Below are 25057 nucleotides of genomic sequence, written 5' to 3'. Positions count from 1 at the left end.
ATTTTCTCATTCTTTTTCTGAAAATGAAGAAATTGATAAACTGGATTTCTGTGTCAACGGGAACGTCTAATTGAGCGTTAAAGTCTGCAATTCAGGTTCCAAGTGGAGGTGAAAAAAACTTTTTCATGAAATTTTGCTTATATTCTGTTCTATGTATTATGCTCATGATACCGTTCTCTGTTTCCGCTGGAACGGACAATGCTAAAGAAAATACATCCCCAAAAACGAAAAGAAGCATCTATCAGCGAATCTTTCCACGCACAGGTGATATAGAAGGCACCCTCTACCAACGCGATATTGATGTTCCCTTGGTTGAAGCAGAGGTCCGCATCGTTGAAACCGATCAGTCTCAAAAAACAGGTGAAGATGGTGCCTTTCGGTTCATTGAAATTCCCGTCGGGACATATACACTGTCCATATCCCATCCAACTCACAATACATCCACAGAAATTCCAATTAAGATTCGCGCAGGTGAGACGCTCCGCAGGCGATTTTCCATCAATACAGAAGGAACGTTTGTCGAAACCCTCGATGGTTCGGAGGCGGCAACACGACTTAAACCCATTTTTGTAGAAGGGCAACGGCTACCCTCGACGATGAGCCGCAAGGAAATTCGTGGCAGCGAGTTGACACGGATCCCCGGAACTGGACGTGATGCGTTCAAGGGGCTCACAACACTGCCGAGCATCGGTATCCCCAACGATATTTTCGGCATCCTCTATATTCGGGGAAGTGCGCCGGGGGAGACGCTTCTTTACCTTGACAGAACCCCACTCGGTTACCCGTTCCACTTTGGCAGTCTCATCTCAACGATTAACTCGGACAGTATTGAGGACATCCGTATCTACGCTGGCGGCTACGGTGCCGAATTTGGATTAGATTCACAATCGGTCATTGACATCCGTTCGCGCGAACGGTTGGAAAAGAGGTGGGCAGGTGTAATAGACCTGAACATTTTATCCCCTTCTATTTTTGTTGAAACCAACATCGGGAACAGAGGTTACGCGTCCGTTGCGGGGCGATTCAATAGCCTTAATCTTATACTGGGACCTTTCTTTGATTGGACATTTCCAACTTGGTCGGACTACCAACTCAAATTTGCTTATGCACTCACAGAGAAACACTCTCTCACACTCAACGGTTTGGGAGCGACAGATCATTTTGACTTTTCTAATTTGGAGTCGGAAGAGACACAAGAATTAGACGATTTTTCCGCCTATTTCAAAAACGGGTTTGAAGCGGAAGGCATTCATCTCCGCTCCAATTTCACTGATAAACTTACATCCCATCTTTCCCTAACGCGTTTCCACAATTTCCTCAATATCAATCTTGATAGTGGATCGAACCAAAATGACAAATCTACTGATGAAAAATTTATCTACAAGGTCCAAGTTAGTGCCCCAACGTATACGCTTCGCGAAGATGTGTATTATAAATTAACGCCGAGACTCCAATTTGAACCGGGATTCCTTCTTGCCTTTAGTCCGGCTAAGAGTTCTGCACGCACATTTTCTGCAGAAAACATAGATTTTGAAAGCGACGCGCAACCGTCATGGGTTCAGAAATTTGACGAATTTCATTACATATTTCGGCGTGCTGAGGGATACCTGCAGGCACGTTATGATCCACTATCGTTCTTATCCGTGGCATTTGGCGTCCGGTTCGACTATCTCAATTTGACAAAACAGATCTCAATTCAGCCGCGTGGGAGTCTCAGTCTCACATTGCCAACAAATACTACACTTCGATTCGCTTACGGCAGATATGAACAGAGTCCATCCGCTTATCAGGTGCTAAAGGAGAACGGAAATAGAGACTTAAAATCGAGTCTAACCCAGCACTATGTTATGGAGTTAGAACACGAGTTATCACCACAAACGGAGCTTAGATTCGCGATTTATTACAAAGAGATGGAAAAATTAGTCACGAGATCCGTCAATGTTGACGCACTTTTTGATGACTCGGACGCAGCGGTTACAACGGCATACCTCAATCAAGGAAGAGGATTTGTGAATGGAGCAGAAATATTCCTGCGGCACCGCGTGAGCGAAAAATTCTTTGGATGGTTATCTTATGCCTATACCCACGCTGAACGGCGTGAGACATCCAACGATCCCTACAAACCCTTCCTCTTCAATAATACGCATATCGTTAGCATCGTTGCCAACTACAGTCCTACGACGAAAACAGAGATTGGCGCGAAGTGGCAATATTCCAGCGGCACCTCTGCAGTCCCGCTTAGCACGCTTCTGATGATTCAAGATCCTGTGACGTTAGGGATGCATCCAGTCCTTTCTGATGTCGCAGGTGCGATTGTCCCGACCGAATTTCAGGCGTATCACCGCTTAGATCTGCGTTTTAGTCGCAAAAGAACTTTGTGGGGACTCCCTGTAACAGCGTTTACTGAAATCTGGAATGTCTACAACAGCCCAAACAAGACAAAGTTCAGTTTCGCTGATAAACTTGTTGAGGAATTCAAAGCAGCTGAACTTGAGGGTGATTTGGACGAGTTCCCCTTTGACTTGGAATCCCCGGAATATAGGAGTTTAGTGCGGTTTCCCTTTAATATCAGTGCTGGACTTGTATATGAATTTTAAGTCAGGCAGCAGCATCTGTTTAAAAGATTGCAATCCACCTGAAAAGATGCGATGACTTGCATACCCAAGTGGAGCGAAAAAATGGATAGCAACAACACACATCCCCCCAACACAGAATCAGAACCTCGTCCGTCCGCCGTAAAGACGTTGCGCCGTTTTTTCTTTGTGGCGTGGCATGTTAGTCCATTCGGAGCTATCGCACAAGCACTCCTAACACTCATCCACGGACTTATCCCTATTGGTATCCTCTGGGCAAGCCGGGGGCTGGTGAACTTCATCACAGCCATTCTTGCTCAGGAGGCAGAACCCAGCTTAGAGACCGCAGCCCCTTGGGTGATTGCACTCGTCCTTTTGGCGACGCTCAGAAATATAAGTGGCACTTATGACGGTTACTTGCGATGGAAAATGCAGAACCGTATTAAAGTTCATCAACAACATGCCTTGATTGAAGCCGCAACATATATTGACTTTGCCCTGTTCGATCAGCCACAAACCTACGATCTGATACAACGGGCGCGACAGGCACTGGATCATCGACTCACCAATTTTCTGCGGTTTCTCACAGAGATTGGACAACTCTGCGTAACCCTCGTCGGATACGGTGTTCTCCTCTGGATCGCCGACCCGCTCCTTGTGCTTGTGGTGGTGTTACCCGCAATCCCTTCCGCGTGGTTCAAAGTTAAAACAGCCGAAAAGCAATACATCTACGATTACCATACAACACCTGTCCGTCGTATGATGGATTACATGATCGGTCTACTCCTCGGTTCATCATCTGGACAGGAGGTCAGACTCTACGGACTCTTTGATCGCTTTTTTGGACGCTGGCGAACGAACCACCGTAAATGGCGGGAAGAATCCGTCTCAATGATTTGGACAGAAATACGGGCTTCCATCGGCACAACTGTCGCCGAAATCGTTGCGTATGCGGTAGCAATCGGTATACTTGCGGCGCGCATTGTAGACAGGAATCTCACGCTCGGAGATTACGTTGTGCTTACCGGTGCAGCGTCAACCTTTCAAGGAAATATGGAGGGATTGCTGGGAAGCATACAAAACATATTCAGGGATTTACCCCTGCTTCGGGACCTGCATTTCTTCCTACAACGCGCAGAAAAGGCGCGCACACAAGCGGGAACAGAGACGTTTCCGCAGCCTTTACAACAAGGATTAGAGGTTCGTAATCTGCGTTTCCGATACCCGGAGGCAACTGATGATGTGCTACAGGATATAAATTTTCACGTGCGTCCTGGGGAAGTCGTGAGTATCGTAGGCGTTAACGGCGCGGGAAAATCGACACTTATCAAACTATTGCTCGGACTATACCAGCCCGACGATGGAACAATCCGTTATGACAATATGAACGTGAAGTCAATTGCCCCGGAACAGATTGCCCTTAACTGTGCCGCCGTTTTCCAAGATTTTACGCGGTTCCGCCGACCGGTGCGGGAAGAACTCGTGCCGGGTCCGCCAGGTCTCCATATTGACGATGATACCCTCTGGAGTGTCATCAATGCCGTTGGCATCGAGGATCGTTTTCAAACGCTTCCAAACGGATTGGATACATATCTGGACCCTTCCCTCGGCAAAGATGGCGAAGGTGCCGAGTTATCCGGCGGAGAATGGCAAAAAGTCGCGCTTGCGCGGGCTTTGGCACGCAATCCGCAAGTCCTCGTTCTTGATGAACCAACTGCCGCGTTGGATCCACAGGCTGAAGTCGAACTCTACCAACGGTTTGTTGAACTCGCGGCAGGTCGAATGACGTTCCTGATTTCACATCGAATCGGATCCGCCCGTCTCGCCGATCGTATTTTGGTCCTGGATGCCGGACGTATTGTTGAAGACGGCACACATGAAACGTTACTTGCCAGAAATGGACGCTACGCCCAATTCTTTAGAGCACAGGCACACTGGTATCAGTAGAAACTGCTTACAAGCCCGGAAGTCATCTGTCTTGATCGAACCGCAAGGAAGAATTAAAAAATGGGAAACGTTAAAAAAACATTGAAATCATGGGGATCCGTCGTTAAAGACAGCATCGTCGCCTATATCCGAACTTTTTCAATCACTTGGCAGAACGGTGCATTGGCACTTTTGGGTGTCCTGCTGCTCACGCTGTTGCTCGGTGTGGTGCCTGCCGGTCAGTTTTTTGTGACGGAACGCTTAGTCAATGCAATCACCGCCGCTATAGGAGATGCTGACTGGTGGCAACAAGTCGTTCCGTGGTTGATAGGACTGATCGGTTTACAAATTCTGAGTATCCTTGTCGATCATTTACGGGAACCGCTACGTCTTCACGTCGGAGCAAACATTGAGGCGTGGATGAATGAGAGTATCGTTCGGAAATCCAATACAATAGAACTGACTGAATTCCAGACCCCAGAATTTCAAAATTCACTGGCGCGAGCCCGTGCAATGTCCGGTATAGAACTCGATGAGATTGTCTGGTGGATCTTTGACAGTCTCCAACAATTAATCAGTGCCGTTGCACTCGGTATTGTGCTTTGGCGTTATCATCCGTTGCTGGCATTGCTTCCTATGGTCACAGGTTTAGCTTCTTGGTGGAGCGGTTCACGCTTTGCCGCCAGTGCTTACAATCTTGATGTAGAACAAACGCCACAACGGCGAGAGCGAGACGCATTAGAAGGAATTCTGACGGATCGCGGGGCAGGCAAAGAAGTTCGGTTATACCAAGCGCAGGACCTATGGATAACACGCTGGCGAAATTTATGGACGGCGTTAATAGAAGAACAACAGGTAATTGAACGCCGCAAATTCTTCGCACATCTTGCGATCGACATAGCACGCGGTCTGTTATACGCGTGTTCGCTTATTCTCTTGTTGCTGGAAGTCTTTCGGGGTGGATTGACGGTAGGGACCTATATCGCTGCTGCCGCCGCCCTCGTTCAATTGGATGGTATCTGGAACGAAGTCGTTAGTCATTTTCAGTGGATAGGAAACGAGATGCTCCGTTTGTCAGGAGATTTATATCCGTTTTTAGATCGCGGCTCGGACACAATCAAAGCAAAGATAGGTGGCGAACACCTTTCGGAAGCTCACACGAATCCATTCCAGGCTGCTGAAGAACCTCCATATCTTCGGATAGAAAATGTTTCATTCCTCTATCCAAATACGCAAGTCCCTGTGCTAAATCATATAAACGTGACATTGAAAAAAGGGGAGCGAGTCGCACTGGTAGGACCCAACGGGGCAGGAAAAACGACATTGGCACGTGTCCTTTTGGGACTCTACCGTCCACAGGCAGGCACAATTCACGTAGGGGATGTCTCCTTAAACGACGAGAACCGTCAAGCGTGGTTGACGCATTGCAGTGCGGTTTTTCAGGACTTCACCAGTTATCATCTCACTGCCCGTGAAAACATTATCTTTGGAGATTTAGAACATCCCGAACGTATGGAAGAGGCATCAATTGCGGGGGGTGCAGCTTCGGTTGTTGATGGACTCACAGAGGGTTACGAAACAACACTGGGGCCCACATTTGGCGGGCGCGATCTCTCCGGTGGCGAATGGCAGCGTTTGGCAACAGCCAGGAGTTTCATGCGGGAAACCCCATGGCTCGTTGTCCTCGATGAACCGACTGCTGCCCTCGATCCGCTCGCTGAACAGGCGATCTATGAACGATTTATTGAGCGGAGTGCCGGACGGACATCCGTGTTAATTTCGCACCGTCTCTCCTCTGTCCGCTCCTGCGATCGGATTCTTGTCATCGATAATGGAACAATCGTTGAGGATGGGGACCATGAGACGCTACTGGCAAACGATGGGTTGTATGCCCAGTTTTTCAGGGCACAAGCGCAATGGTATCTTTAATTTTACCTTGCGGATAAAGAATGTGAGTTAGGACTTTAACGTTTTTCGTGTTTGAATTAAGGAAGCACTATTCCGATTTGAGGTTCGCCGCCAAGATTTCAATCAGTTCTGCCAAGGTCGGAAACTCGTCCCGTGCCTCAGGTGGAAGATCTGCAAGATGCGTGTCACCCACGAAGCGATACATGTCCGCTGCGCCTGTCAAGATATTTGGAGTCAACCCGACATGCGCAAAGGTTTCTGAAATCTCTTCCATCTCACCGATCCAGCGTCTCGCTTTCGGTGGCATGCTCGGTAGTCCTTTTTCCATCCTTTCAAAGAGTGCGGATTGGCTCAATTGAAACTCTGCAGTGAGTGCCTCTGACACCCCCAACATGGATGCCGCTGTGAGCAATTCGGTGCAGAGTGCTGTCAATCCTTTGGTTAAGGAGGCGTAACACATCTTAATCGCTGAGGCGAATCCTATCTCTGCGCCGATTGCCCGTATATCTAACCCATGATTGTTGAGTTCTGAAAATAGATTAAGGTCGGGTCCCGATGTGTAGAACCGCGTTGATCCTGGGGTGCGAGGCGGTGGCCCGATAATGGACGCATCCACGAACGTTCCACCCGCCGAGGTGATGAGGTTCCCCAATTGACGAACCGTCTGTGGTGCGATGGCGTTGCAGTCGGCATAGGCTAAGGGTGTGTCGACCCGCTGCAGCGTTTCTGCAACGATAGACGCTGCGGACATCGCCTGTGCAGGTACCATGATTGAGAGGATAAGCTCGGCTTCAGTGACGAATTGTGGATATGTTGGGACATCCACAATGCCTGCTTTCTCAGCAAGCTGCCGGGTACGCTGACTCCTTCCTTCCAGACAGGTGATAACACGCAAACCGTTTTGACGAAGCACATCCCCGACGGTGTGCCCCATATCACCGGGACTTAATATTCCAACAGTGCTGAGCATAGATTACCGCTCCTCTTTTTTTCGACATAACTTGCACAATATCTATCTTCAGGACTTACGCAAAATCAGAGAATTAGGTTTATATGACGCACTCGGTGCGGTTAGAAACCGCACCTACCGCGGAAGTGCGTAAGTCCTATATCTTAAATGTGAACGCCGATAGTGTTAAATGCCTTGAACACTAATATCGCACCGAGCAGAATGACGACGGCAGCACTCATAATCGGTAGGCGTTGTAGCCAAATACCTTCGCCTGTAAACCGCGCAATCAACGGTTTCGCCATCACCATTAGAATACCGATAGCAACCAACACGGCAGCAAGCCCGAATGAGAAAGCACAGAGGATAATTAAGCCCCATACAAGTTTGCCAAGACTAATCGCGAATAGGAGTCCGATGAGCGCATCGACGCAGGGCACGATACCCCCAGAGATACCGAGCGATAGTAAACTCCAAAAACCTGTTCGTTCTGGAGGTGCATGACTATGCGTCCGCCCACCATGACTGTGTGTATGCGTGTAGTCATGTGAATGTCCATGGTCATCATCATGTGAATGTCCATGGTCATCATCATGTGAATGTCCATGGTCATCATCATGCGAATGCTCATGTGAAGGATCGTGTTCGTGATCGTGGTCGTCTGCATGCGGATGGTCGTGGTCATGTGAATGATCATGCGGATGGGGTGTTTGACTATGACCGCGGCTGTGCGCGCCACCGCTATAATACTGCTTCATGTTTCTGGCAAGCAGCCATGCCCCGATACCAACAATCAAAGCACCAGAGAACAGGCTCAACCACGGAACGATATCCTCCGGTGCAAACTCTTGGGCTACCAACATGACGACTCCGAGTGCTATAACACTGAAGGTATGCGTAAAGGTAACGACAAGCCCAAGGAACACCGCATCAATGACCCTACCTTTAGAACCGACGAGGTAGGCAGCCACTATAGCTTTGCCGTGTCCGGGTGTTAAAGCATGCAATCCCCCTAACACAAACGAAACAACAAGGGCAACAATCGCCAGTTGAAGCGTAAGTGGTTGGGTTACTAATTCTTTTATCCGGTCCCCTGAATGCTCATGTCCTTCATCACCAAAAACGAATGCGCACGCCATAACACCGATAAAAATAATACACGCTTGCAATACACGCTTGCAAGTTACACTGCTAAAAGAGAAATAAAGTTTCTTCAACACTTATTAAATCCTTGCGAATTTCTGGAAACGTCTATCAGCGACGACTTCACTGACATAGATGTTCCCATTGGAATCGATCCAGATGCCGTGTGGGGAATCACTGAACTGTCCCGGAGCATTTCCCTTCTCGCCCCATCGTCCAATGACTTCACCCTCAAGCGTCATGATACTAATACGCTGTCCACCTTCAGCGATGTGAATGATATTATCACTATCAATGAAGAGATCGTTCGGGGAACGGAGGTCTGTCCACTCCGTCAAGTATTCGCCGTTGTTGTTAAAAATCTGGCAGCGAAGGTTCCCACGATCAAGAATATAGACGCGGTCATTATGGTCGACGGTAACATCGTGTGGGAGGTTAAATTCTCCAGGTCCCGTGCCGGGTGCCCCCCATGAGACGATAACCTCGCCATTGGCAGTCATTCGGTGCACTCGCGACTGTCCATAGCCATCAGAGACGTACATCTCTCCAGATGTTGAAAGGACAGCACGCGTCGGTTCATTAAAAGGTCCTCCCGGTGCTCCGGGTTGGTTAACAGTGCCGAATGTCTCTAATAACTCCCCATCAAGCGAAAATTTCCGGACGGTATGATCTACCGTGTCTGTGGTATAGATTTCATCGTCGGGACTTATCCAAATACCGTGGGGTTTCTGAAAAATATCCTTACCCCATTCAGTTACGAATGTGCCATCCGCCTCAAAAACGAGCATAGCCGGCTGTGGACTCCGATTATAGACATAGACTCTGTCATTGGAATCACACGCTACGCCCGAAACGAGCCCGAGTTGCGGAATCATCCCCCACCCTTCCACGACTTCATACTGATAATCACCCGTTCCAAAAGTTGCCATGGTCATTCCTCCTATTAGGTATGAATGTTTACATACTTAGCGACAATAGATTTCAGAATTTGAACGATAGGGTTTCAAGTCTGATAATACCTAATTTTGGGATATATTGCAACGATTTTAAAAGATCCCATTTATAAACAAAACTGCGCGTGTCAGGTCGCCTTCCTGAAAACCTGTGGCGTAGAGGATATTCGTTTCGTCAATATAGGTATATCGGTTTTTGCCGAAGAAATGTGTGATTTCAAAATTCAAGCGGAACGTTCGACTTAAGTCGTAATGTATCCCGGCTCCCCAGTCGGAGAGATTCGCGTTGAAGTCAAAGAAGCGGTAATTGAAACTGTCAAGGGCATCGTTGATGAAATCGAGGCGGATGGCACTAAAGTAGGCAAAAGCTCGTACTTCCCGATAATTGTAGAGACTGTGATCACGAACCCATGTAAAATCAAGCTGAATGCGATCGTCCCAAGTGTTCTCAGTTGCCCGATCGTCTTGATTGAAGCGTCCGCGGAAGTCCTCAAAATCCCGTGCCCGGTAATAACTCGTATCGGTCATTCGGACGTAAGTGAGTCGGTTTGACAATGCGATGCGGTATGATTCATTGAGATCATAAGAAAAAATTAAATTTGCATGCGCCGTATCCTGAATAATCTGTTCATCAAAATCGGACTTGGTATAAAGATCTGCGTCCAAATCATCTTGGTTGTCGATTTCAACGTCGTGTAGGTCGCGTGTATACCGGAGTTTGAGTTCCGTTTGAAACATTGAAGATATCAATGACGTGGTCGGTGCGTATTTCCTAAATCGCAATTCTGCTGGATTCAGATAGTAAAGGTTTCCATGTCCGTCAATACCTTTGAGCTGGAGTGCGACATCTGTCTCAACTTCTCGTCGAAACGGGACAAGAAGTTTCTGTATATAGGTGCCATCTGTGGTAAACCGCTGGATGCGCCGCAGCCGGTAGCGAAACTGCCTTGTATAGCCATCGTAGCGTCGCGTCGGATCGTCAAGCCGTTTCGGAAGCGTGGAGGCGAAGTCCTTTAAGTACTTCGCTGTATCCGCGACAAGGAGCGTTCCGTCCGCCAATGCGGCTACCCGAAAAGGTGCGATAAATTCCGCCGCTGCGTCGCCATATTTGCCAAAGTCACGCTCGAACCTTCCATCGGCGTTATATTTCAGGACCCGATGCCCCTTTTTATCAACAACATAGAGATTCCCAACTTTATCCACTGCCATATCCGTGGGCTGCGCGACGTGTCCTGCGCCGGGTTGATCAAGGAAATAGCGGGCAACGGTTTTGCCGTTCACATCAAGTTTGACAATAAGCTTATTCGGGACATCTCTGTCGCAAACATAGAGGTTATTGTGAAGGTCAATTGCTAATAAGAATTCTCGTTTCGTGTTTCCCTGTGGAATAATCAGGGCATAATTACCGTCTGCGTCCAAACCAGGGGCAGCGACTTCAAGCGGCTTTATCCGTTGGCTCAAATCTTGGATCGGATAACTTGTGACAAATACACCCTGTGCGTCAAACTTATGGATACATGGACCGTAGTTAAAGACCTTAGGACCTTGTGTTTCTTGTAGGTGTGCGTCTGAGATCTCCACGAACATCCAGTCCATTACATAGATACTACTATCCGTGCCGATAGCGATAGCCGTAGGGTTAATGAACCGAAACTCGCTCTCCGCCTTCATCTGGATGTCAAATGCGAACTCCCCAGTTCCATTGAACTTCTGGATTCGGAAATTATCTGTATCCGTTACGTAAATAGCACCATCAGGTCCAAACGCCATGAACAAGGTTTTAGCAAATTGCGCTTCGCCCACCCCTTTTTCACCGAACGCATTAACGAATTTGAATTCCTGCGCGGCGTTTACAGGCATTGAAAGCAGGAGTAGCAAACAAAACGTCAAGTTTTTCAAATTTTTAAGTTGTCCTTTTTTAAATTTTTCCTTGCGGGGAAGCAACCTGTCTCTAAACGCTAAAGCGCATTCCTTAGACCTGAAGAAATACGCAGAAATGCGCAGAAATACACAGAAATACGCAGAAATGCCCAAGCAAAGACCCCTATCAAAAACCCCTATCAAAAACCCCAAGCCCCCCTCCATTACATGACGGGCTCACGTTTTGGAATTGCTGGCACTTTTTTGGATATTGTCCAAGATACCATTGATAAATTTAGGGGAGTCTGGCGTGCTGTAAGATTTAGCGATCTCAATCGCCTCGTTGATCGAGGTTGCTGGATCAATATCGTCGATATAGAGAATCTCATAAGTTGCACATCGCAGAATAGAGAGATCGACGACAGGCATCCGGTGAAGTTGCCAATTTTTGGATGTGTTTTGAAGGACTGTATCAATTGCTTCCAGATGCGCAGTCGTGCCTTTAACAAGTTCCAGAGCGAAAGGTCGGAGTTCTACCGATGTGTCTTGACTTTCCCAAAACCGTTCTGTAACGATTGGTACTGGCGAGGCGGTGAGTTGGATCTGATACAGTATTTGCATCGCAACGATGCGAGATCGCCTACGAAGAGACATTTTTTAATTATACCTTGCGGAGAAATTACGGTCGTTCTATCTTTAAAGTGCGTTTCTTGAATCTGAAGAGATACCCTCTCAAGAACCCTGCGTATTTCTGCGTATTGTTGCAGGCTCCCCATTTCATTAAGGACTACAGGCTTTCCAAACCGACACAATCTAACTCAGAACGCTAACGCGCAGACCTTTTTTGTATACGCTACTTTGTATTATACACGGTTTCGGAGGGTATGTCAAATAAAACTCCAGAGGCGTTCAGTTCTTTTGCTGGTGCGATCTTCAAATCCGTAATTTTAGAGATTATTTTTTACGTTTACTATAAATTGCCCTACCCGCAAAAATGTCCCCTTAAATTTCAAATTTTACTATAATAACCTAAGTTGCCACCTTATGGAAAATCAGCAAGAATTGTAGGGATAGGACCCCATAGAAAACCAGAATTAGAGGAAATTCCTTGTATTTTTAAACGAAAATGCCATATCCCTGTCTAAAACGTTGTAAGTAGCAATGTGGGTTATAATATGTGAAAAAACGTTTACATTGCTCGAAATACTTGACAATTCTGTGAAAAACTTTTAGAATTCCGCGTATTACATTAGCAAAGACCCCAAGCAGGAACACCTCCATTTCATTAGGGACTACAGATTTTGGTAGAAGCCAAGCAGAAAAAGGAACAAACCTGTGAATTTACACAAACGGGAATATGGGACCGTCGCTGGACCACACCCTCGCACTGCGAAAGCAGGGTTTGAAATGCTCCTTGCGGGTGGGAACGCCGTTGATGCCGCTGTTGCCGCTGCTTTTGCGGAAGGTGTTGTAGAGCCTTCGCACAACGGTATCGCGGGTTACGGAGGCTGTGTTCTTATCTATCGCAAGCAGAGGCAAGATGTCATCGCAATAGACTACAACACTGCAGCACCGGCTGCTGCTTCCGAGGAAATGTTTACGATTGAAGATGCCCCCGATGTGCCTGCTGGCTACCGAGTGCCCGGACGTGTAAACGTTCACGGCCCCTTGTCTATCGGTGTGCCGGGGGTCGTCGCTGGCTTATGCTCGACTTTAGAGGAGTTCGGGAGTCTGCCACTCACAGAAGTCCTGCAACCCGCCATCAATTCTGCCCGCTACGGTTATGCGCCGAACAGCGCGAACCGCGGGGGGATGGCAGGAAATGCGGAACGATGGAAACAGGACTTCCCCGAAACGGCACGTGTTTTCCTCAAAAATGGTAGACCCCCGAAGAAAGGGGAAACACTCACCAATCCCGAACTCGCCCGAACTTTGGAAGCGGTTGCTGAAGGCGGACACGCCGCATTCTATGAAGGTTCTATAGCGGAAACAATCGCAAACCACATTCAGGAATTAGGTGGATGCCTAACCGTGGATGACCTCAAGAACTACCGTCCGATCATCACAGAACCTTACAGAATTCAGTATCGAGACTACTCGGTCTATACAGCACCGCTCGGTGCTGGTGGCCTGACCACTTTACAGATGCTTCGGTTGGTAGAGGGGTTTGACGTCGCAGCGATGTCTGTCTCTGAAAGGTTCCATCTTTTCGCTGAAGCCATGAAAGTCTGCTGGCCCGAAAGACTCCGTCGATTTGGGGATCCAACTTTCGTTGATATAGATATTGAAACGGAACTCTCCGACAGTTTCACGGCTACACTCAGTGAAAAATTGAAGGCTGGGCTTGAAGCACCGCAACCAGGAGAGGTGGTCTACCACGAACCGATGAACTGCACGAGTCACATCTCTACTGCGGATGCACAGGGGAATATGGTATCTCTTACGCAAACGCACGGGGGTGGCTTCGGTTCAATGGTGACAGTCCCAGGCACAGGACTCCTCTTCGGACACGGTGTCGGACGTTTCGATCCCCGACCGGGAATTGCGAACTCAGTGGGACCGGGTAAACGCCCACTTCACAACATGGCACCGTTTCTCGCCACGCGGGATGGCAAACCTTTCGCTACTTACGGTATCCCCGGCGGCAGAACCATCCCGAACAATCAGTTTAACATTAGCGTGAGTCTCTTCGATTTGCGGGGATCGATGCAAAGCGCACTCGACGCGCCACGCCTCCATACAGACGGTGCTGAACCGATCCAAGTCGAACCTCGTGCGGGTGAAGAGACGCTCGCAGCACTACGCGAACTCGGGCACGAAGTCACCCGGAGTGCAGGTATCGGGGGTCCAGGACACGGTGTTCGCGTCTCGGACGATGGAACGCATCATGACGGTGGGACGGATCCGCGTGGTGAAGGTAAGGTAATGACGAAATAACAGGAGAATCTGGCAATGGCTTTCCGTAACGATGCACTCGCTGGACGACACATCGTTATCTCCGGCGGGTGCGGAGCGATCGGATTTCTATTTCTCTGCAGCGCAGCTGCAGATTATATGACTGGAACAGTACTACTCGTGGATGGCGGATGTAGTCTGTATCCAATGGATGATGCCTAATTCACAAAGAATAGGGGCTACAAATTTCGTGTGATTTAGTAAGCTGGTTTCGGTAGCAGGCGGTTCACTCTATTTGAAACCAAAGCCGAGGACCGGAACTCTTTAGAAGTAACGATATCAATTGCGATTTCAACCTCGTGCTTCATAAAAGGCACGAAAAGACGGAGACATTATGTCACAATTTATAAAAGCCGCGACAACCGACCAGATTGAACCCGGTAAATGTATTGGTGTGAAAGTTGAAGGTGTTTTCATCGGTATCTACAATGTGAAAGGCGAGTATTACGCCATGAACAACATCTGCCCACACCTCGGTGGGGTTTTGAGTTACGGCTTTTTAGATAACAACTGTGTTACCTGCCCACTCCACATGTGGGAGTTTGATGTGACGACAGGCGAATGTGTGTGGCCGGGTGAGGAGAAATTACCCACCTATCCTGTTAAAGTGGAGGGTGAAGACATCCTTGTGAATGTGGAAACGCCTCTCATGTAGAGGCGCGGTTACCTCGTCCCTACTTGGTAAAACGGCGCGGTCCTCCGATCGCGCCCGTTGAAAAGAAGGAGAAAAATTATGGCATATCTGATCACCGGTGGCATGGGGTGCATCGGTACTTACGTCATCCGCGACCTATTGACCGCCGGTGAAAAGGTAGTCGTTTACGATTTTGCTTACGACCTAACGATTCCGAAAATGGTCCTCACGGATGAACACCTTGAAGGGTTCACCTTTGTGCAGGGGGACATCACCGATCTGCCGCATATCTTACGCACTGTCCAAGACCATGAGATTGATCGGATCATCCATCTCGCCTCGTGGCAGGTGCCAGCGTGCAATGCGAATCCACCAGAAGCGTTAAAGGTGGTTTGCGAAGGCACGATCAACATATTGGAAGCGGCTCGTATTTTCAAACTCAAACGTGTCGTGTGGGCAAGCAGTGTGGCTGTCTTTGGAGCACCCGAGGATTACAACCACGAACAGATTCTCAATGATGCGCCCCACTATCCAAAGTTTATCTATGGGGCGTGCAAATCCCTCAACGAAAGATACGCGATGCACTATTTTGATGCCTACGGTGTGGATTCGATCGGACTTCGGTTTACTGCGGTCTATGGGGTCGGTAGAACCCGGGGCATGAGTTCATTCACGACGCAAATGATCGAAGCAGTGGCGTTAGGTAAACCACACGTCTGTCCGTTCGGCGATGATGCCGTGGATTGGCAGTATGTAGAGGATGTGTCTCGTTCGATCGTTATCTCTTGTACCTGTCGAACAACGCAAACACGCGTCTTCAATGTGAAGGGCGGTATCCGACCTGTCAAGGACGGCGTGGCATACCTCAAGACCTTGGTGCCAGATGCCCAGATTGAGCTGGAGCCAGGGGTGTTTGGAATCTCGTGGGACTACGACGCAACACCTATCGCTGAGGAGATGGGGTTTACGCCTGATTACACGATGGAACGTGGAATTCTGAAAACGTTCAATCGCTTCCGGGAGCGCGCGGGGTTGGCGCAGATATAGTCGCTATTGAGCAAAGCGAATTTTGTCTATTATACCATTTCTAAGAGATTATATCGCATTGACAGATCGCCTCAAAGACTGCACAGGCTAACAGCCTATGCTACAAAGATCTCGTTTATTGAAGCATTTTCAATCAGAAATGGTATTAGATAATGAATGAATGAACGATGATGTTGTTCAACCTTCAACCTAATAGTACTTTTTCATCTGTGCCCAAGTGACAGCCAACTTCCCGCGAGCATCGACAGATAGGACCTGTTCCCACGGAATATTCTTTCCTTTGGAATCGGCTTGATGTATATCATCAAAATTCGGATGTCCCCATCCGCCGCTATTGTTATCCACAACAACAATTTGGGCGGTATCGCCTTTGAATTCGGCGACATCCCACTCTACGCGTGCCATTGTTTCGGTAGCCTTCCCTGTTGCTGTGCGCACGACTTTTCCCTTAATCTCAAGGTTAACACAACATGGAGCAGGGGCATCCTTCCACGGGTGATTGCCGCCGCCGATAAGGAAGTTCATCGTCTTGCCGATAATCGTGAACTCAATTGATGTCAGGGTGCCTTGCGGTCCATCGCCTTGCGTAGCACCCGGATTCTGTCCGAGTTTTTTCCCTTTATCTGGACCTTGGTACTTTTCGTATAAACCTAACCACCAATCCCCTTGATGTTCAGAGGGTTGACCGCGGTTTCGTGCTGTTGGATTATCTCCCCAAGTAGGTTGGAAATCGAATGCCTCTCCATCTGGCTCCCAATCCGTGAGGTCGCCCGTCTCGAAATCGTTGTTAAACGCTCGCGCTGAGGCGATGTTAACCGGCAGAACCAACAGTATCAGGAGGACGGAAGGTATCATGAGCGAGAATACTATTTTTTTCATGAGATGCGTCTCCTTCTATTTCTGAAAAACTGTGTGTCTCAGGTTATCTGGGCGGTAACTCGTGAACATACATCTGAAAGTCGAACAACATCATCGCTTTTCATGATACCCTATTGTGAAAATAATGTCAAGAAAAATTGTGAATTCCGAAACAGATTTACAGTTTCAACATCACCCAAAAATGTCCCATAGAAAGGGTATTTGACTCCTATCGAATTTGAACGACAATACTCGTCTTAAATTTGCTAATTTTTGGTCTGAATAAACATTGGCACTTCACAGTCTTGAAATTTTTTGATGGACAAAATTAATGTTTTTTTGTATACTTTTCTTGCATATTAAATTCTATTTGAAGGGGTACACTATGAAGCCTCAAATTTTGACTGGAATTGTTATAGCAGCGATATTAGTGGTTAGTCTCACTTTTATCACTACTCATACAGTTGACAGTTGGCCCCATCATTCTTGCTGCACCACTGTATTGGTTTATAAGAAAAGTAATACGTGGGCTGCGTTGAAAGCCGGTGGCGATGTCTGGGTGTGGGAAGAAGAATCTGATTGCGATGATTTCTGGCACGGAAAATTCTGGCCGCACGGAGATCCTTGTGATTAGCCCCAAAAGTAGTGTATATTCATTTTTTTGAATATACACTACAAAAAAGGATACATAATGAAATATGTAGTCTGTACTCCTGTCGTGTTGCTACTCATATTTTTTATTGGCTGTTCTAATACAGACACTGTAGTAACTGAACCTGATTATAGTGAAGACGAAATTATTACTACAGAAAAAAGAATTGAGGAATTAACGGAAGAAGAACGCGGTAAAGAGTTTGTAAGATATGCTAAACGATACAATGAACTGAAAACTAAAAATCCAGACGATGCTCTTGTAGCACTCAAAATGGCAGCTAAGATTTCTTGGTGGGGTAACCCTTTGTCTGAACAATGGGCACTACTCATCTTCCAGATGGATACACAAGGCAAAGTATCTGTAATGGATATGATCCGCAGAGTAGAATTAGAAATTCAAATGGCTGAAGAAAGCAGCCCCTACGAACAACAAGTTGAATATTTGAAAGGCAGATTGGAGTTTTGGGAAAATAGAAAAAAAATAGAAGAATCGCACGGGCGTGACCCAAATGAACCAACTGTCAGATTCAACGGTATCAGAGTTGAGGATAACTGAATTGAAATACAGAATACTACTAATCGTATTTGGGATGATTTGTTTACTTGCAATAGGTATGTTGTTATACAGTCCGCAGGTTGATTCAACCAATAATCCTACAAGCGAAGAACTACAAAAAAAAGATTGTGATTGCTGTAACCGTGTGAACTTAGCTAAGCAAAGGGTTAAAGAAAGACTTAGTAAAAATCAGGAACAGGGTTCGTCTGAATGAAAATTCTAATAGCATCACTCATTTGTGTAATAGTGTTAGGTTGTCACGATCATTCTCATGATGATCCTGCGAGAATGCATTTGAGAAACTATATGAAGTTGAAGAAGAAAAATCCTGATTCAGCGTTAATAGAACTAACACAACACGCTAAGATAACCTTTCAAAATCACGAGAAGTCGGTTGAGTGGGCACATCTTGTATCTAGGATAGATCGTGCAGGCATAGCCGCGCTACCTGATATGCTGCAACTTAGCCGGCTAAACTTGGAAATGGCCAAAGATAATGGAGCACCGGAGGAATATCAGGATGTGTTGAAAGAGAAATTAATGACTTGGGAGGAAGTAGAAAAATCACTAAATGCAGAAGGGAAGGATCTCTATACCTTTAAAATAGAGTTTAAACTTAGAGTAGAGTGAGGCCCATGCTTAATAGGAAATCTTGAAGAAACATCCAAGCAGAACCCTACCAAGAGGGGGTTGTGTCTATTTATTTTTAGGATCGACCATAACTGCTTTACAAAGAAATTATGCGGATAGGACTGATTAACTTTAAAATTGGGTTACTATAGTGTACCTATAATCTGTCTTGTGAACATCAAGCCGATGACGCAGGCAATCGCTGTTAAAGTCCGCTTTTCGCTTTTGATGGCGCGTGTCCAAGAGAAATCGTGTGGAGAGGGTTCGGGATAGGAACGAAGTTTGGGAATAAAGCGGGGAACTCGGTCTCGGTATGCCTGATAGGCGGGACCACAGGATTCCATCAGATACGACTCTTCTACTGCAATAATCGGTAAGTATTGGAGGAAATACCCAACAACTAACACGGCTACGAGCCAATAGACATTCACAACAAAACAAACACCGAGACTGAGCAGGAAATTACCGAGATAGAGTGGATTGCGGACGTAACTATAGGGACCTGTTGTGACGAGATCGCGGGCGGCACCGAGTGTCCGCGCACGGGTGGAGGCTCCGGCATATCCGACCGCCCATATCCTGAGAAACTCACCTGCAGCAATGAACAACGCGCCAATGCCTACAGTGTACCACACAGGTTCAGCAAAATAGAGGAGTGCGAGGATGAAAGGGATAGGCGTGAAACTGCGAATTTTGAAGAAGAAGTTGCCAATTCTTTTAATTTTCCTTGCGGTTCGGTGAAGTCGGTTTGAACTTTTATATGCCTCTCCGTATAGCCGCCCTCCATTTCATTACGGGCTATTGGCTCTGGGTTTACCCATACACTATTCGCCTAATTTTCCTTGCGGTTCGGTGAAGTCGGTTTGATTATTTCGGGGTGCGCCAGATCATGATACCTCCGACAGCAGCGTAGAGGATGTTCGCGCCCCAACAGGCAAGAAAGGGATGAAGTTTTCCGCTTTCACTCAATCCCTCAAGTGTTGCGAAGGAGAGTGCCCAATAGATAAAAGAGAGGAAGAAAGCCATCACGAGCCCCGCGAAGAAACCTGCTCTCCCAAAACGGATAGCAATAGGCGCGCCAAGCATAACAACAACGACAGCCGCGAACGGGTACGCTGTTTTGTGATACAACTTTACCTGCTCTTTGCGCGAAATCTGTCCGGCTTCCTGCTTATAGGTGATCTGCTGGCGGAGTTCTTCAATGGTCATCGCTCTCGGATCTTTTTCACTCCCGATAAAACGGGCAGGATCCTCGTATCGTTCAATCGCATGCCTATCGAAGGCATCATAACCAACCTCTATCCCGCCTTCAAAGTGGCGAATGTATCCATCCGTTAGTTGCCAGTGGGTAGCGGTCCACTCCGCTGCCTTTGCGAAGGTTACGCGAGCGAGTTTCCCCTCTGTATCATGTTCATAGATGGTGAGTTGTTGGATTTTACGTGCGTCCAAAGCAATTCGCTGCGAGTAAAAAATACGGTCGCCCTTGCCTTTGAAGACGATGTTTCTGCCGCGACGCGGTCTAACGTTATTTTGTAAAAGATGTGCTTCATGAAAGGCGGGTGCCGCGACTCGGTTATAAAAAAGCGCGAAGAATCCACAAATAACGATCATTACAATCACAATAGGAACGAGGAGCCGGTAAACGCTAAGCCCCCCCGCCTTCATAGCAGTGAACTCGTTGCTTTGGACCATCCTACCCAGCACAAAAAAGATAGCGACAAATGCAGCAACAGGCACTACCTCCATAATCCGACGAGGTGCTTGGTAGAGAACGATTTTAACAGCCGTTATATAAGCGACATCATCATCAAACTTCTTGATGTCCTTATCCAGCAAACGGACGATAATAATCAGTGCAATAAAAAATAAAAGCCCCACAAAAAAGGCTTTCAGGTATTCGCGAAGCAGGTATCGATCTAAAATATTCAAGATTCGGCTTTCCTATTGACGACAAGCGTCAGCTTGTCTCGGGCACGCCACGTCCGCAGCGTTCCTTCGCCTATCATGCGGACACTCAGAAAAATGCCGAACGCACCAATAACAATATTGGGAAGCCACATGGCAAGGGCAGGGGATACCATGCCGTTCAAACCCGCACTTTGACCGATTTGAAGCAGGAGGTAGTAAACCAAGATGACAGTTAAGCCGATGCCAAACCCAATCATCTTACCTCCCTGTTTTACCATCAACCCAAGGGGCACGCCCATTAATCCGAACGCTAAACACGCGAAAGGGATAGAAAACTTTTTGTGGTATTCAACCTCCGCCAAACGGAGTCTACTACGGGTATAATCAGGATTCTGACTCGTTGGGACGGAGGCTTCTAACTTATTGATGAATGCCTTGAGTTGGACAATAGTCATTGACCGTGGTGTTTGGTTCTGTAAGGCACCACGCTCCAGATCCTCGGTCAACTGCAGTGCAAGTTGTTGTTGCTGGAACTTTGTTATACGATATCCATCTAAATTATCGGTTGTCGGTTCATAAGTGAGTCCATCGTAAAGCGTGAGCACGGCTCTGCCATTTTCAAAACCGAGGGTCCCCTCTTGCGCGTGACTGAACCGAGGGCGTCCAGTCCAAATACCATCCCATATTTTGACATCCTGCATGCGTCCGCTCTTAGCATCTGTGGATTCGTACATCCATAACTTGCCTTCTCTCTCCAGCTCCTTCATAACGGTGGCTTCTTCCAGAACGAACGTCGGATTGTGTCTTTGAATGTCGCGTTTGAGTGTGGCGTAAGCGAGATTTGCCCTTGGTAGTGCGTAGTCCATCAATGCGAGATCAGCGACGCTCAGCACCACTGCTATGCCTAAAAGCGGAAGCATCAGATGATGGAAAGCGACCCCGTGTGCTTTCATTGCGATAATTTCATTATTGGTAGAGAGTCTTCCGAGAGAAAGTAAAATCGCGACCAAAGCCGCCATCGGAAGAGATAACACAACCGAAGCGGGCATCACATAGAGGAGCAACTCAACAAGGTAAACCGGACTTATCCCCTTTTGCACGAAAAGCTTCGTCAACCGAAAAAGGTCATCGAAGATGAGGATAAAGGTAAAACAGATAAGTGCTATGATGAATGGTGGAAGAAATTCTTTAAGTATATACCGCGCTAATATTCTCATTTTTTAATTGTTCACAAGACGTTAAAATAAGATGGTCTGTTTATGAGTTGTTTTCCTTATATCCGCCTGCGTGTTTTCGCTTGGGGTCTTGCTTGGGCGTTTCTGCGTATTTCTGCGTATTGTTACAGGCTGCTGTCTTAAGATAATTTCTGTAACCGTAGCTTTCCGTAAACGAAGCAGAGAACTGATGCAGTCCTTTTTTGTTAGTTGATTTGTGCCGGAAAAACCTTCATAATTTAATTTGAAATTTTGGTATAAAAGATGTTATCATACCTACATGGAATTTACGCTTGAATCCATTCAACTCACAACGGATGACTTGGCGGACGTAGCCGCGCGTCGTGCTTCTGCCCAAGAAATCTACTCTCCCACAGCCCCAAGGCGACCGATTGCCCAATTCGGTTGGCGCGATAGATGGTGGTTAAACCACACAGCAGCCCAGCAAGTTGTCATCAATTACTGGTTCTTCGAGTCACACGACGAAGCATGCACAGCCGCTGATGAAGGCAGATTTCGGCTTTCAGCACAGACTGTGCCGAAATTAGGTGGACGCGATTCTATCTATCAACCTCCAGCAAACGATCAACATGAACTGGGTGATATTGTGTGGCAGGCTGGCGCGAATTTTCTGTTCGTCCAACAGACGATAGTCGTGCTGGTTGCCGAAGTAGGAGGGCAGGTTCCCGAGGAAACAACCCTCCAGATCGCCCAAAAAATTTCCAAGAAAATTCAGAGTGCGCTGCCGTCGAACCGGTAAAGTTAATAGTCCTGATACCACGTTGCGGATTGCTTGGTGATCTGAACGTTTTCTACACCCCCAAACTGGCGATGCTCAAACCACGGTAACGCGTTCTCCGCCGCAGCGTTCGCGTTCTTGAAGTTCGTTGTTGCTTCGTTCTGCAAGAACTGCTTAACCGCCCCAGTGTCAGGATAGTATTGGACAGCATCTTTCCAGATGGCTCTGCCACAGAGGAAACCACTCGCACCGGCACCGGTCGCGAGATCAACGTTTTCAATGAATTCTTCAATATCCACACCGGCACTCAAAATTACCCAGGGGAGTGTTGAGGTTTCATCTAACTTCTGGCAGATTTCCTTCACTTCAGCGAGTTCATACGCCGAGTCTCCTGCGTAAAAACTGGCATCTTGATAATCCGCTGTGTATTTCAGATCGGCAGGAAATTCTAACTTCAGAATGTCGACTTTGTAACTTGGATCTATGAACTCCGCGACGCTCCGAATCACAAGGTCGGGTTTCTGTTTTGCGAAGGCAACGCTCTTGGTGGTGCCTTCAAGCGCATAACTCACTAATTCCAACAAAAACGGCAAATCCTGCTTTTCGCATTCATCCCCGACATGACGCACAAAGGCTTGCTGGTGTTCAAGGGTTTCAGCGGAGGCATCAGGGTGGTAATAGGCGAGGAGTTTAATGGCATCTGCACCGGCACGCTGTGCCTTAGCGATGCTCCAGTTTTCAATCGGATTGGAGAGGCGTTCGTTCTCGGCAACCCCTTCGCTGACATAGCCTGATTCTTCATAGGCTAACAACAATGCGACATCCCGTGGAATCTCGCCAATAGAGTAGGGGTGCCCGTAAATTGGGTCGGTGAGAACCGCTGTTGAATTTGGGGAAAGGATGCGAGTAATCAGAGTTTTCAGGGCTGCAACATCTTCGTATTGGACTTCAGCGTTATCCTTGTTAAGCGCATCTGCGAGTGCCTGTACCATAGAACCCCGTTGATCAATCGCCATCATTTTAAAGCGACCATTCGCATCTGCGAGTTTCATGATACCCCGCAATTTACCAGAGGAAATATCGTTCATTTAGTTCTCCTTTTTCATTAGTATTCACGTTCAACGAAAAAACGGATTAAAGAGAAAAACAACTGCTTTGCCCGTCCATCAGGGAGATGGGCAAAATTGTTCTGAAACCGTCCAGCGGCTTCCTGTAAGAGTGCCTGAGACCGCTGTTGGGCATAGGTGATGGATTTATATTTTTGCATTAAGTGGAGCACGCTCTCGACTTCAGCCTCGGTTTTCTCATCGCGGGGACGTGCCATGATGTCAATCACCTGCTTGGCTTCAGCGGAGCTGCAAGCATTGATAAGATGAATAAGGACGAGGGTCCGCTTGCCTTCACTAATATCCCCGGCGATCTCTTTTCCATACCTGCCGACATCCCCAATCAGGTTAAGGACATCGTCCTGAATTTGAAAGGCGACGCCGAGCTCTTTACCGAGTTCTACGAGTCCATCTATTTCTGTTTCACTCGCGCCCCCGATGATTGCCCCCACCCGACAGGGTGTGATACAGGTATACCATGCGGTTTTCTGGATGCACATCGTTAAGTAGTCATCTTCATCGAGATTCCAGCGGTTATCGCTCACCCAACTCAATTCAATGTGCTGTCCCTCAACGACTTGGTTGCTGAGTTGTATGAATTCCGATAAAATTCGGAAGGCGAGTTGATGTCCGAGAATCTCCGTGTTTCGGTGCAGCATCTCCCACATCTTGCAATGGAGCGCGTCCCCAACGTTGATAGCCATTGGAATGCCGTGTTTTTGATGGAGACACGGTTCGCCTCTGCGCAGCTCGGAACCATCTTCAATATCGTCGTGAATCAGGAGCCAATTTTGGAGGAGTTCAAGGGAAGCAGCCGTGTTAACGGCGCGCTGTGTATCACCGCCGAACGCCTCACACATGAGCATGCAGAGCGCGGGACGTAACCCTTTCGCGGCGCGGCGCGGGTAGTCTAACATCATCTGGTACAACTGATGGACATCCGGGTGCTTGTGGGTAGTCGGGAGAAAATCAAAAATACAGGCATCGACCTTACTTTTGACATCGCTGAGGTATGTTGCGACAAGATGCTTTGTGGGTGAGGGGTCTTGTCCAGTTTTCTGCATGGGTTTCCTTATGTATTTTGCCGTCTTTTTATCTCACTCAGCCCTCCCATGATTTTGTCGGGTCCCTGAGCAGGAACATCCAGCTTCATGAAGCGTTGGTTCGCGAGTTTCGCTTTAAAATTATAACACATTGCGGGGTGAAAATCAAATTTTTGTTGGGTAGGAAGTGCAGAATATTTGTCCACTGTCTGAACTGTGATTTTTGTGATTATAGGATTAGAGAGACAACTAATGTGAAAACTAAATTAACTTATCGTAAAACGGAATAACTCTGCGATTCTGCGCTATCAGTTGTCAGTTTTCACGAGAATTCGCCTTAAAAATGTTACACTTGTGTAACATTTGGTGTACATCGGTTATGGTCAGAGAACCCAGTGGTT

The 25057-nt window shown here is 47.4% G+C and carries 20 protein-coding genes and 1 pseudogene; 10 read left to right on the top strand and 11 right to left on the bottom strand.

Annotation, left to right across the window (positions count from 1 at the left end):
- Positions 1-125 precede the first annotated feature (125 nt).
- Genes F4X88_14360 through F4X88_14350 form a run of 3 tightly spaced genes read left to right on the top strand, consistent with a single transcriptional unit; the run spans position 126 to position 6428 of the window.
- Positions 126-2597, top strand: coding sequence for a TonB-dependent receptor (locus tag F4X88_14360; protein MYA57473.1), 2472 nt, complete (start codon positions 126-128; stop codon positions 2595-2597).
- Between the two features lie 51 nt (positions 2598-2648).
- A complete protein-coding gene (locus tag F4X88_14355; protein ID MYA57472.1) occupies positions 2649-4520 on the top strand; it encodes an ABC transporter ATP-binding protein in 1872 nt (623 codons plus the stop codon).
- A gap of 60 nt (positions 4521-4580) precedes the next feature.
- A complete protein-coding gene (locus F4X88_14350) occupies positions 4581-6428 on the top strand; it encodes an ABC transporter ATP-binding protein (protein MYA57471.1) in 1848 nt (615 codons plus the stop codon).
- Between the two features lie 67 nt (positions 6429-6495).
- Here F4X88_14350 and F4X88_14345 read toward each other — a convergent pair whose 3' ends face one another.
- From F4X88_14345 to nusB, 5 genes are all read right to left on the bottom strand, one after another.
- Complete coding sequence (locus tag F4X88_14345) at positions 6496-7377, bottom strand: NAD(P)-dependent oxidoreductase (GenBank protein MYA57470.1); 882 nt, start codon at positions 7375-7377, stop codon at positions 6496-6498.
- 143 nt (positions 7378-7520) lie between these two features.
- Positions 7521-8576, bottom strand: coding sequence for a hypothetical protein (locus F4X88_14340; GenBank protein ID MYA57469.1), 1056 nt, complete (start codon positions 8574-8576; stop codon positions 7521-7523).
- Positions 8577-8579: 3 nt separating this feature from the next.
- Positions 8580-9434 carry a hypothetical protein gene (locus F4X88_14335; GenBank protein MYA57468.1) on the bottom strand — a complete coding sequence of 285 codons (855 nt, stop codon included), beginning with the start codon at positions 9432-9434 and terminating at the stop codon, positions 8580-8582.
- Between the two features lie 111 nt (positions 9435-9545).
- Complete coding sequence (locus F4X88_14330; GenBank protein MYA57467.1) at positions 9546-11537, bottom strand: hypothetical protein; 1992 nt, start codon at positions 11535-11537, stop codon at positions 9546-9548.
- A gap of 12 nt (positions 11538-11549) precedes the next feature.
- Positions 11550-11966, bottom strand: a complete 417-nt coding sequence (gene nusB / locus F4X88_14325; GenBank protein ID MYA57466.1) for a transcription antitermination factor NusB — start codon at positions 11964-11966, stop codon at positions 11550-11552.
- 681 nt (positions 11967-12647) lie between these two features.
- Here nusB and ggt point away from each other — a divergent pair.
- The 4 genes and pseudogenes from ggt (at position 12648) to F4X88_14305 (ending at position 15948) form a co-directional block, all read left to right on the top strand.
- Positions 12648-14249, top strand: coding sequence for a gamma-glutamyltransferase (gene ggt / locus F4X88_14320; GenBank protein MYA57465.1), 1602 nt, complete (start codon positions 12648-12650; stop codon positions 14247-14249).
- Between the two features lie 84 nt (positions 14250-14333).
- Positions 14334-14429: pseudogene (locus F4X88_14315) on the top strand (SDR family oxidoreductase).
- Positions 14430-14601: 172 nt separating this feature from the next.
- Positions 14602-14922, top strand: coding sequence for a Rieske (2Fe-2S) protein (locus F4X88_14310; protein ID MYA57464.1), 321 nt, complete (start codon positions 14602-14604; stop codon positions 14920-14922).
- 78 nt (positions 14923-15000) lie between these two features.
- Positions 15001-15948, top strand: a complete 948-nt coding sequence (locus tag F4X88_14305; GenBank protein ID MYA57463.1) for an NAD(P)-dependent oxidoreductase — start codon at positions 15001-15003, stop codon at positions 15946-15948.
- A gap of 189 nt (positions 15949-16137) precedes the next feature.
- On the opposite strand, the gene F4X88_14300 is transcribed toward F4X88_14305, so the two are convergent.
- Positions 16138-16827, bottom strand: coding sequence for a hypothetical protein (locus F4X88_14300; protein MYA57462.1), 690 nt, complete (start codon positions 16825-16827; stop codon positions 16138-16140).
- Positions 16828-17497: 670 nt separating this feature from the next.
- On the opposite strand from F4X88_14300, the gene F4X88_14295 reads away from it, so the two are divergent.
- Both F4X88_14295 and F4X88_14290 read left to right on the top strand, forming a co-directional pair.
- On the top strand, positions 17498-18016 hold the full coding sequence (locus F4X88_14295; GenBank protein ID MYA57461.1) for a hypothetical protein: 519 nt from the start codon (positions 17498-17500) through the stop codon (positions 18014-18016).
- A 210-nt stretch (positions 18017-18226) separates the two neighbouring features.
- Entirely contained in the window at positions 18227-18646 is a 420-nt protein-coding gene (locus F4X88_14290) for a hypothetical protein (GenBank protein ID MYA57460.1), read from the top strand.
- A gap of 146 nt (positions 18647-18792) precedes the next feature.
- On the opposite strand, the gene F4X88_14285 is transcribed toward F4X88_14290, so the two are convergent.
- From F4X88_14285 to F4X88_14275, 3 genes are all read right to left on the bottom strand, one after another.
- Complete coding sequence (locus F4X88_14285) at positions 18793-19368, bottom strand: isoprenylcysteine carboxylmethyltransferase family protein (GenBank protein MYA57459.1); 576 nt, start codon at positions 19366-19368, stop codon at positions 18793-18795.
- A gap of 145 nt (positions 19369-19513) precedes the next feature.
- On the bottom strand, positions 19514-20578 hold the full coding sequence (locus F4X88_14280) for a YjgP/YjgQ family permease (protein MYA57458.1): 1065 nt from the start codon (positions 20576-20578) through the stop codon (positions 19514-19516).
- Positions 20572-21771 (bottom strand): YjgP/YjgQ family permease, encoded by a 1200-nt coding sequence (locus tag F4X88_14275; protein MYA57457.1) that lies wholly within the window; start codon positions 21769-21771, stop codon positions 20572-20574. The genes F4X88_14280 and F4X88_14275 overlap by 7 nt, the downstream gene beginning before the upstream one ends.
- Positions 21772-22048: 277 nt before the next feature.
- Between F4X88_14275 and F4X88_14270 the strand changes: the two genes are divergently transcribed.
- Positions 22049-22528: a hypothetical protein gene (locus F4X88_14270; GenBank protein ID MYA57456.1), complete on the top strand. Its 480-nt coding sequence runs from the start codon at positions 22049-22051 to the stop codon at positions 22526-22528.
- Positions 22529-22530: 2 nt separating this feature from the next.
- On the opposite strand, the gene F4X88_14265 is transcribed toward F4X88_14270, so the two are convergent.
- Both F4X88_14265 and F4X88_14260 read right to left on the bottom strand, forming a co-directional pair.
- On the bottom strand, positions 22531-23595 hold the full coding sequence (locus tag F4X88_14265) for a DUF2090 domain-containing protein (GenBank protein MYA57455.1): 1065 nt from the start codon (positions 23593-23595) through the stop codon (positions 22531-22533).
- A 17-nt stretch (positions 23596-23612) separates the two neighbouring features.
- Complete coding sequence (locus tag F4X88_14260; protein MYA57454.1) at positions 23613-24677, bottom strand: polyprenyl synthetase family protein; 1065 nt, start codon at positions 24675-24677, stop codon at positions 23613-23615.
- Between the last annotated feature and the right edge of the window lie 380 nt (positions 24678-25057).

The organism is Candidatus Poribacteria bacterium (genome assembly GCA_009839745.1).
In the GTDB taxonomy this organism is placed as follows: Bacteria; Poribacteria; WGA-4E; order WGA-4E; family WGA-3G; genus WGA-3G.
This window is presented reverse-complemented; position numbering and strand designations above follow the sequence as displayed.

What these genes read in the sequence shown, in the direction of transcription:
- F4X88_14330 (MYA57467.1), bottom strand. Translation starts at nt 11,537, where the DNA reads ATGGAGGGGGGCTTGGGGTTTTTGATAGGGGTTTTTGATAGGGGTCTT.
- F4X88_14310 (MYA57464.1), top strand. Translation starts at nt 14,602, where the DNA reads ATGTCACAATTTATAAAAGCCGCGACAACCGACCAGATTGAACCCGGT.
- F4X88_14360 (MYA57473.1), top strand. Translation starts at nt 126, where the DNA reads ATGAAATTTTGCTTATATTCTGTTCTATGTATTATGCTCATGATACCG.
- F4X88_14290 (MYA57460.1), top strand. Translation starts at nt 18,227, where the DNA reads ATGAAAATTCTAATAGCATCACTCATTTGTGTAATAGTGTTAGGTTGT.
- F4X88_14295 (MYA57461.1), top strand. Translation starts at nt 17,498, where the DNA reads ATGAAATATGTAGTCTGTACTCCTGTCGTGTTGCTACTCATATTTTTT.
- F4X88_14270 (MYA57456.1), top strand. Translation starts at nt 22,049, where the DNA reads ATGGAATTTACGCTTGAATCCATTCAACTCACAACGGATGACTTGGCG.
- F4X88_14305 (MYA57463.1), top strand. Translation starts at nt 15,001, where the DNA reads ATGGCATATCTGATCACCGGTGGCATGGGGTGCATCGGTACTTACGTC.
- F4X88_14260 (MYA57454.1), bottom strand. Translation starts at nt 24,677, where the DNA reads ATGCAGAAAACTGGACAAGACCCCTCACCCACAAAGCATCTTGTCGCA.
- F4X88_14265 (MYA57455.1), bottom strand. Translation starts at nt 23,595, where the DNA reads ATGAACGATATTTCCTCTGGTAAATTGCGGGGTATCATGAAACTCGCA.
- F4X88_14345 (MYA57470.1), bottom strand. Translation starts at nt 7,377, where the DNA reads ATGCTCAGCACTGTTGGAATATTAAGTCCCGGTGATATGGGGCACACC.
- nusB (MYA57466.1), bottom strand. Translation starts at nt 11,966, where the DNA reads ATGTCTCTTCGTAGGCGATCTCGCATCGTTGCGATGCAAATACTGTAT.
- F4X88_14350 (MYA57471.1), top strand. Translation starts at nt 4,581, where the DNA reads ATGGGAAACGTTAAAAAAACATTGAAATCATGGGGATCCGTCGTTAAA.
- F4X88_14300 (MYA57462.1), bottom strand. Translation starts at nt 16,827, where the DNA reads ATGAAAAAAATAGTATTCTCGCTCATGATACCTTCCGTCCTCCTGATA.
- F4X88_14355 (MYA57472.1), top strand. Translation starts at nt 2,649, where the DNA reads ATGACTTGCATACCCAAGTGGAGCGAAAAAATGGATAGCAACAACACA.
- F4X88_14275 (MYA57457.1), bottom strand. Translation starts at nt 21,771, where the DNA reads ATGAGAATATTAGCGCGGTATATACTTAAAGAATTTCTTCCACCATTC.
- F4X88_14335 (MYA57468.1), bottom strand. Translation starts at nt 9,434, where the DNA reads ATGACCATGGCAACTTTTGGAACGGGTGATTATCAGTATGAAGTCGTG.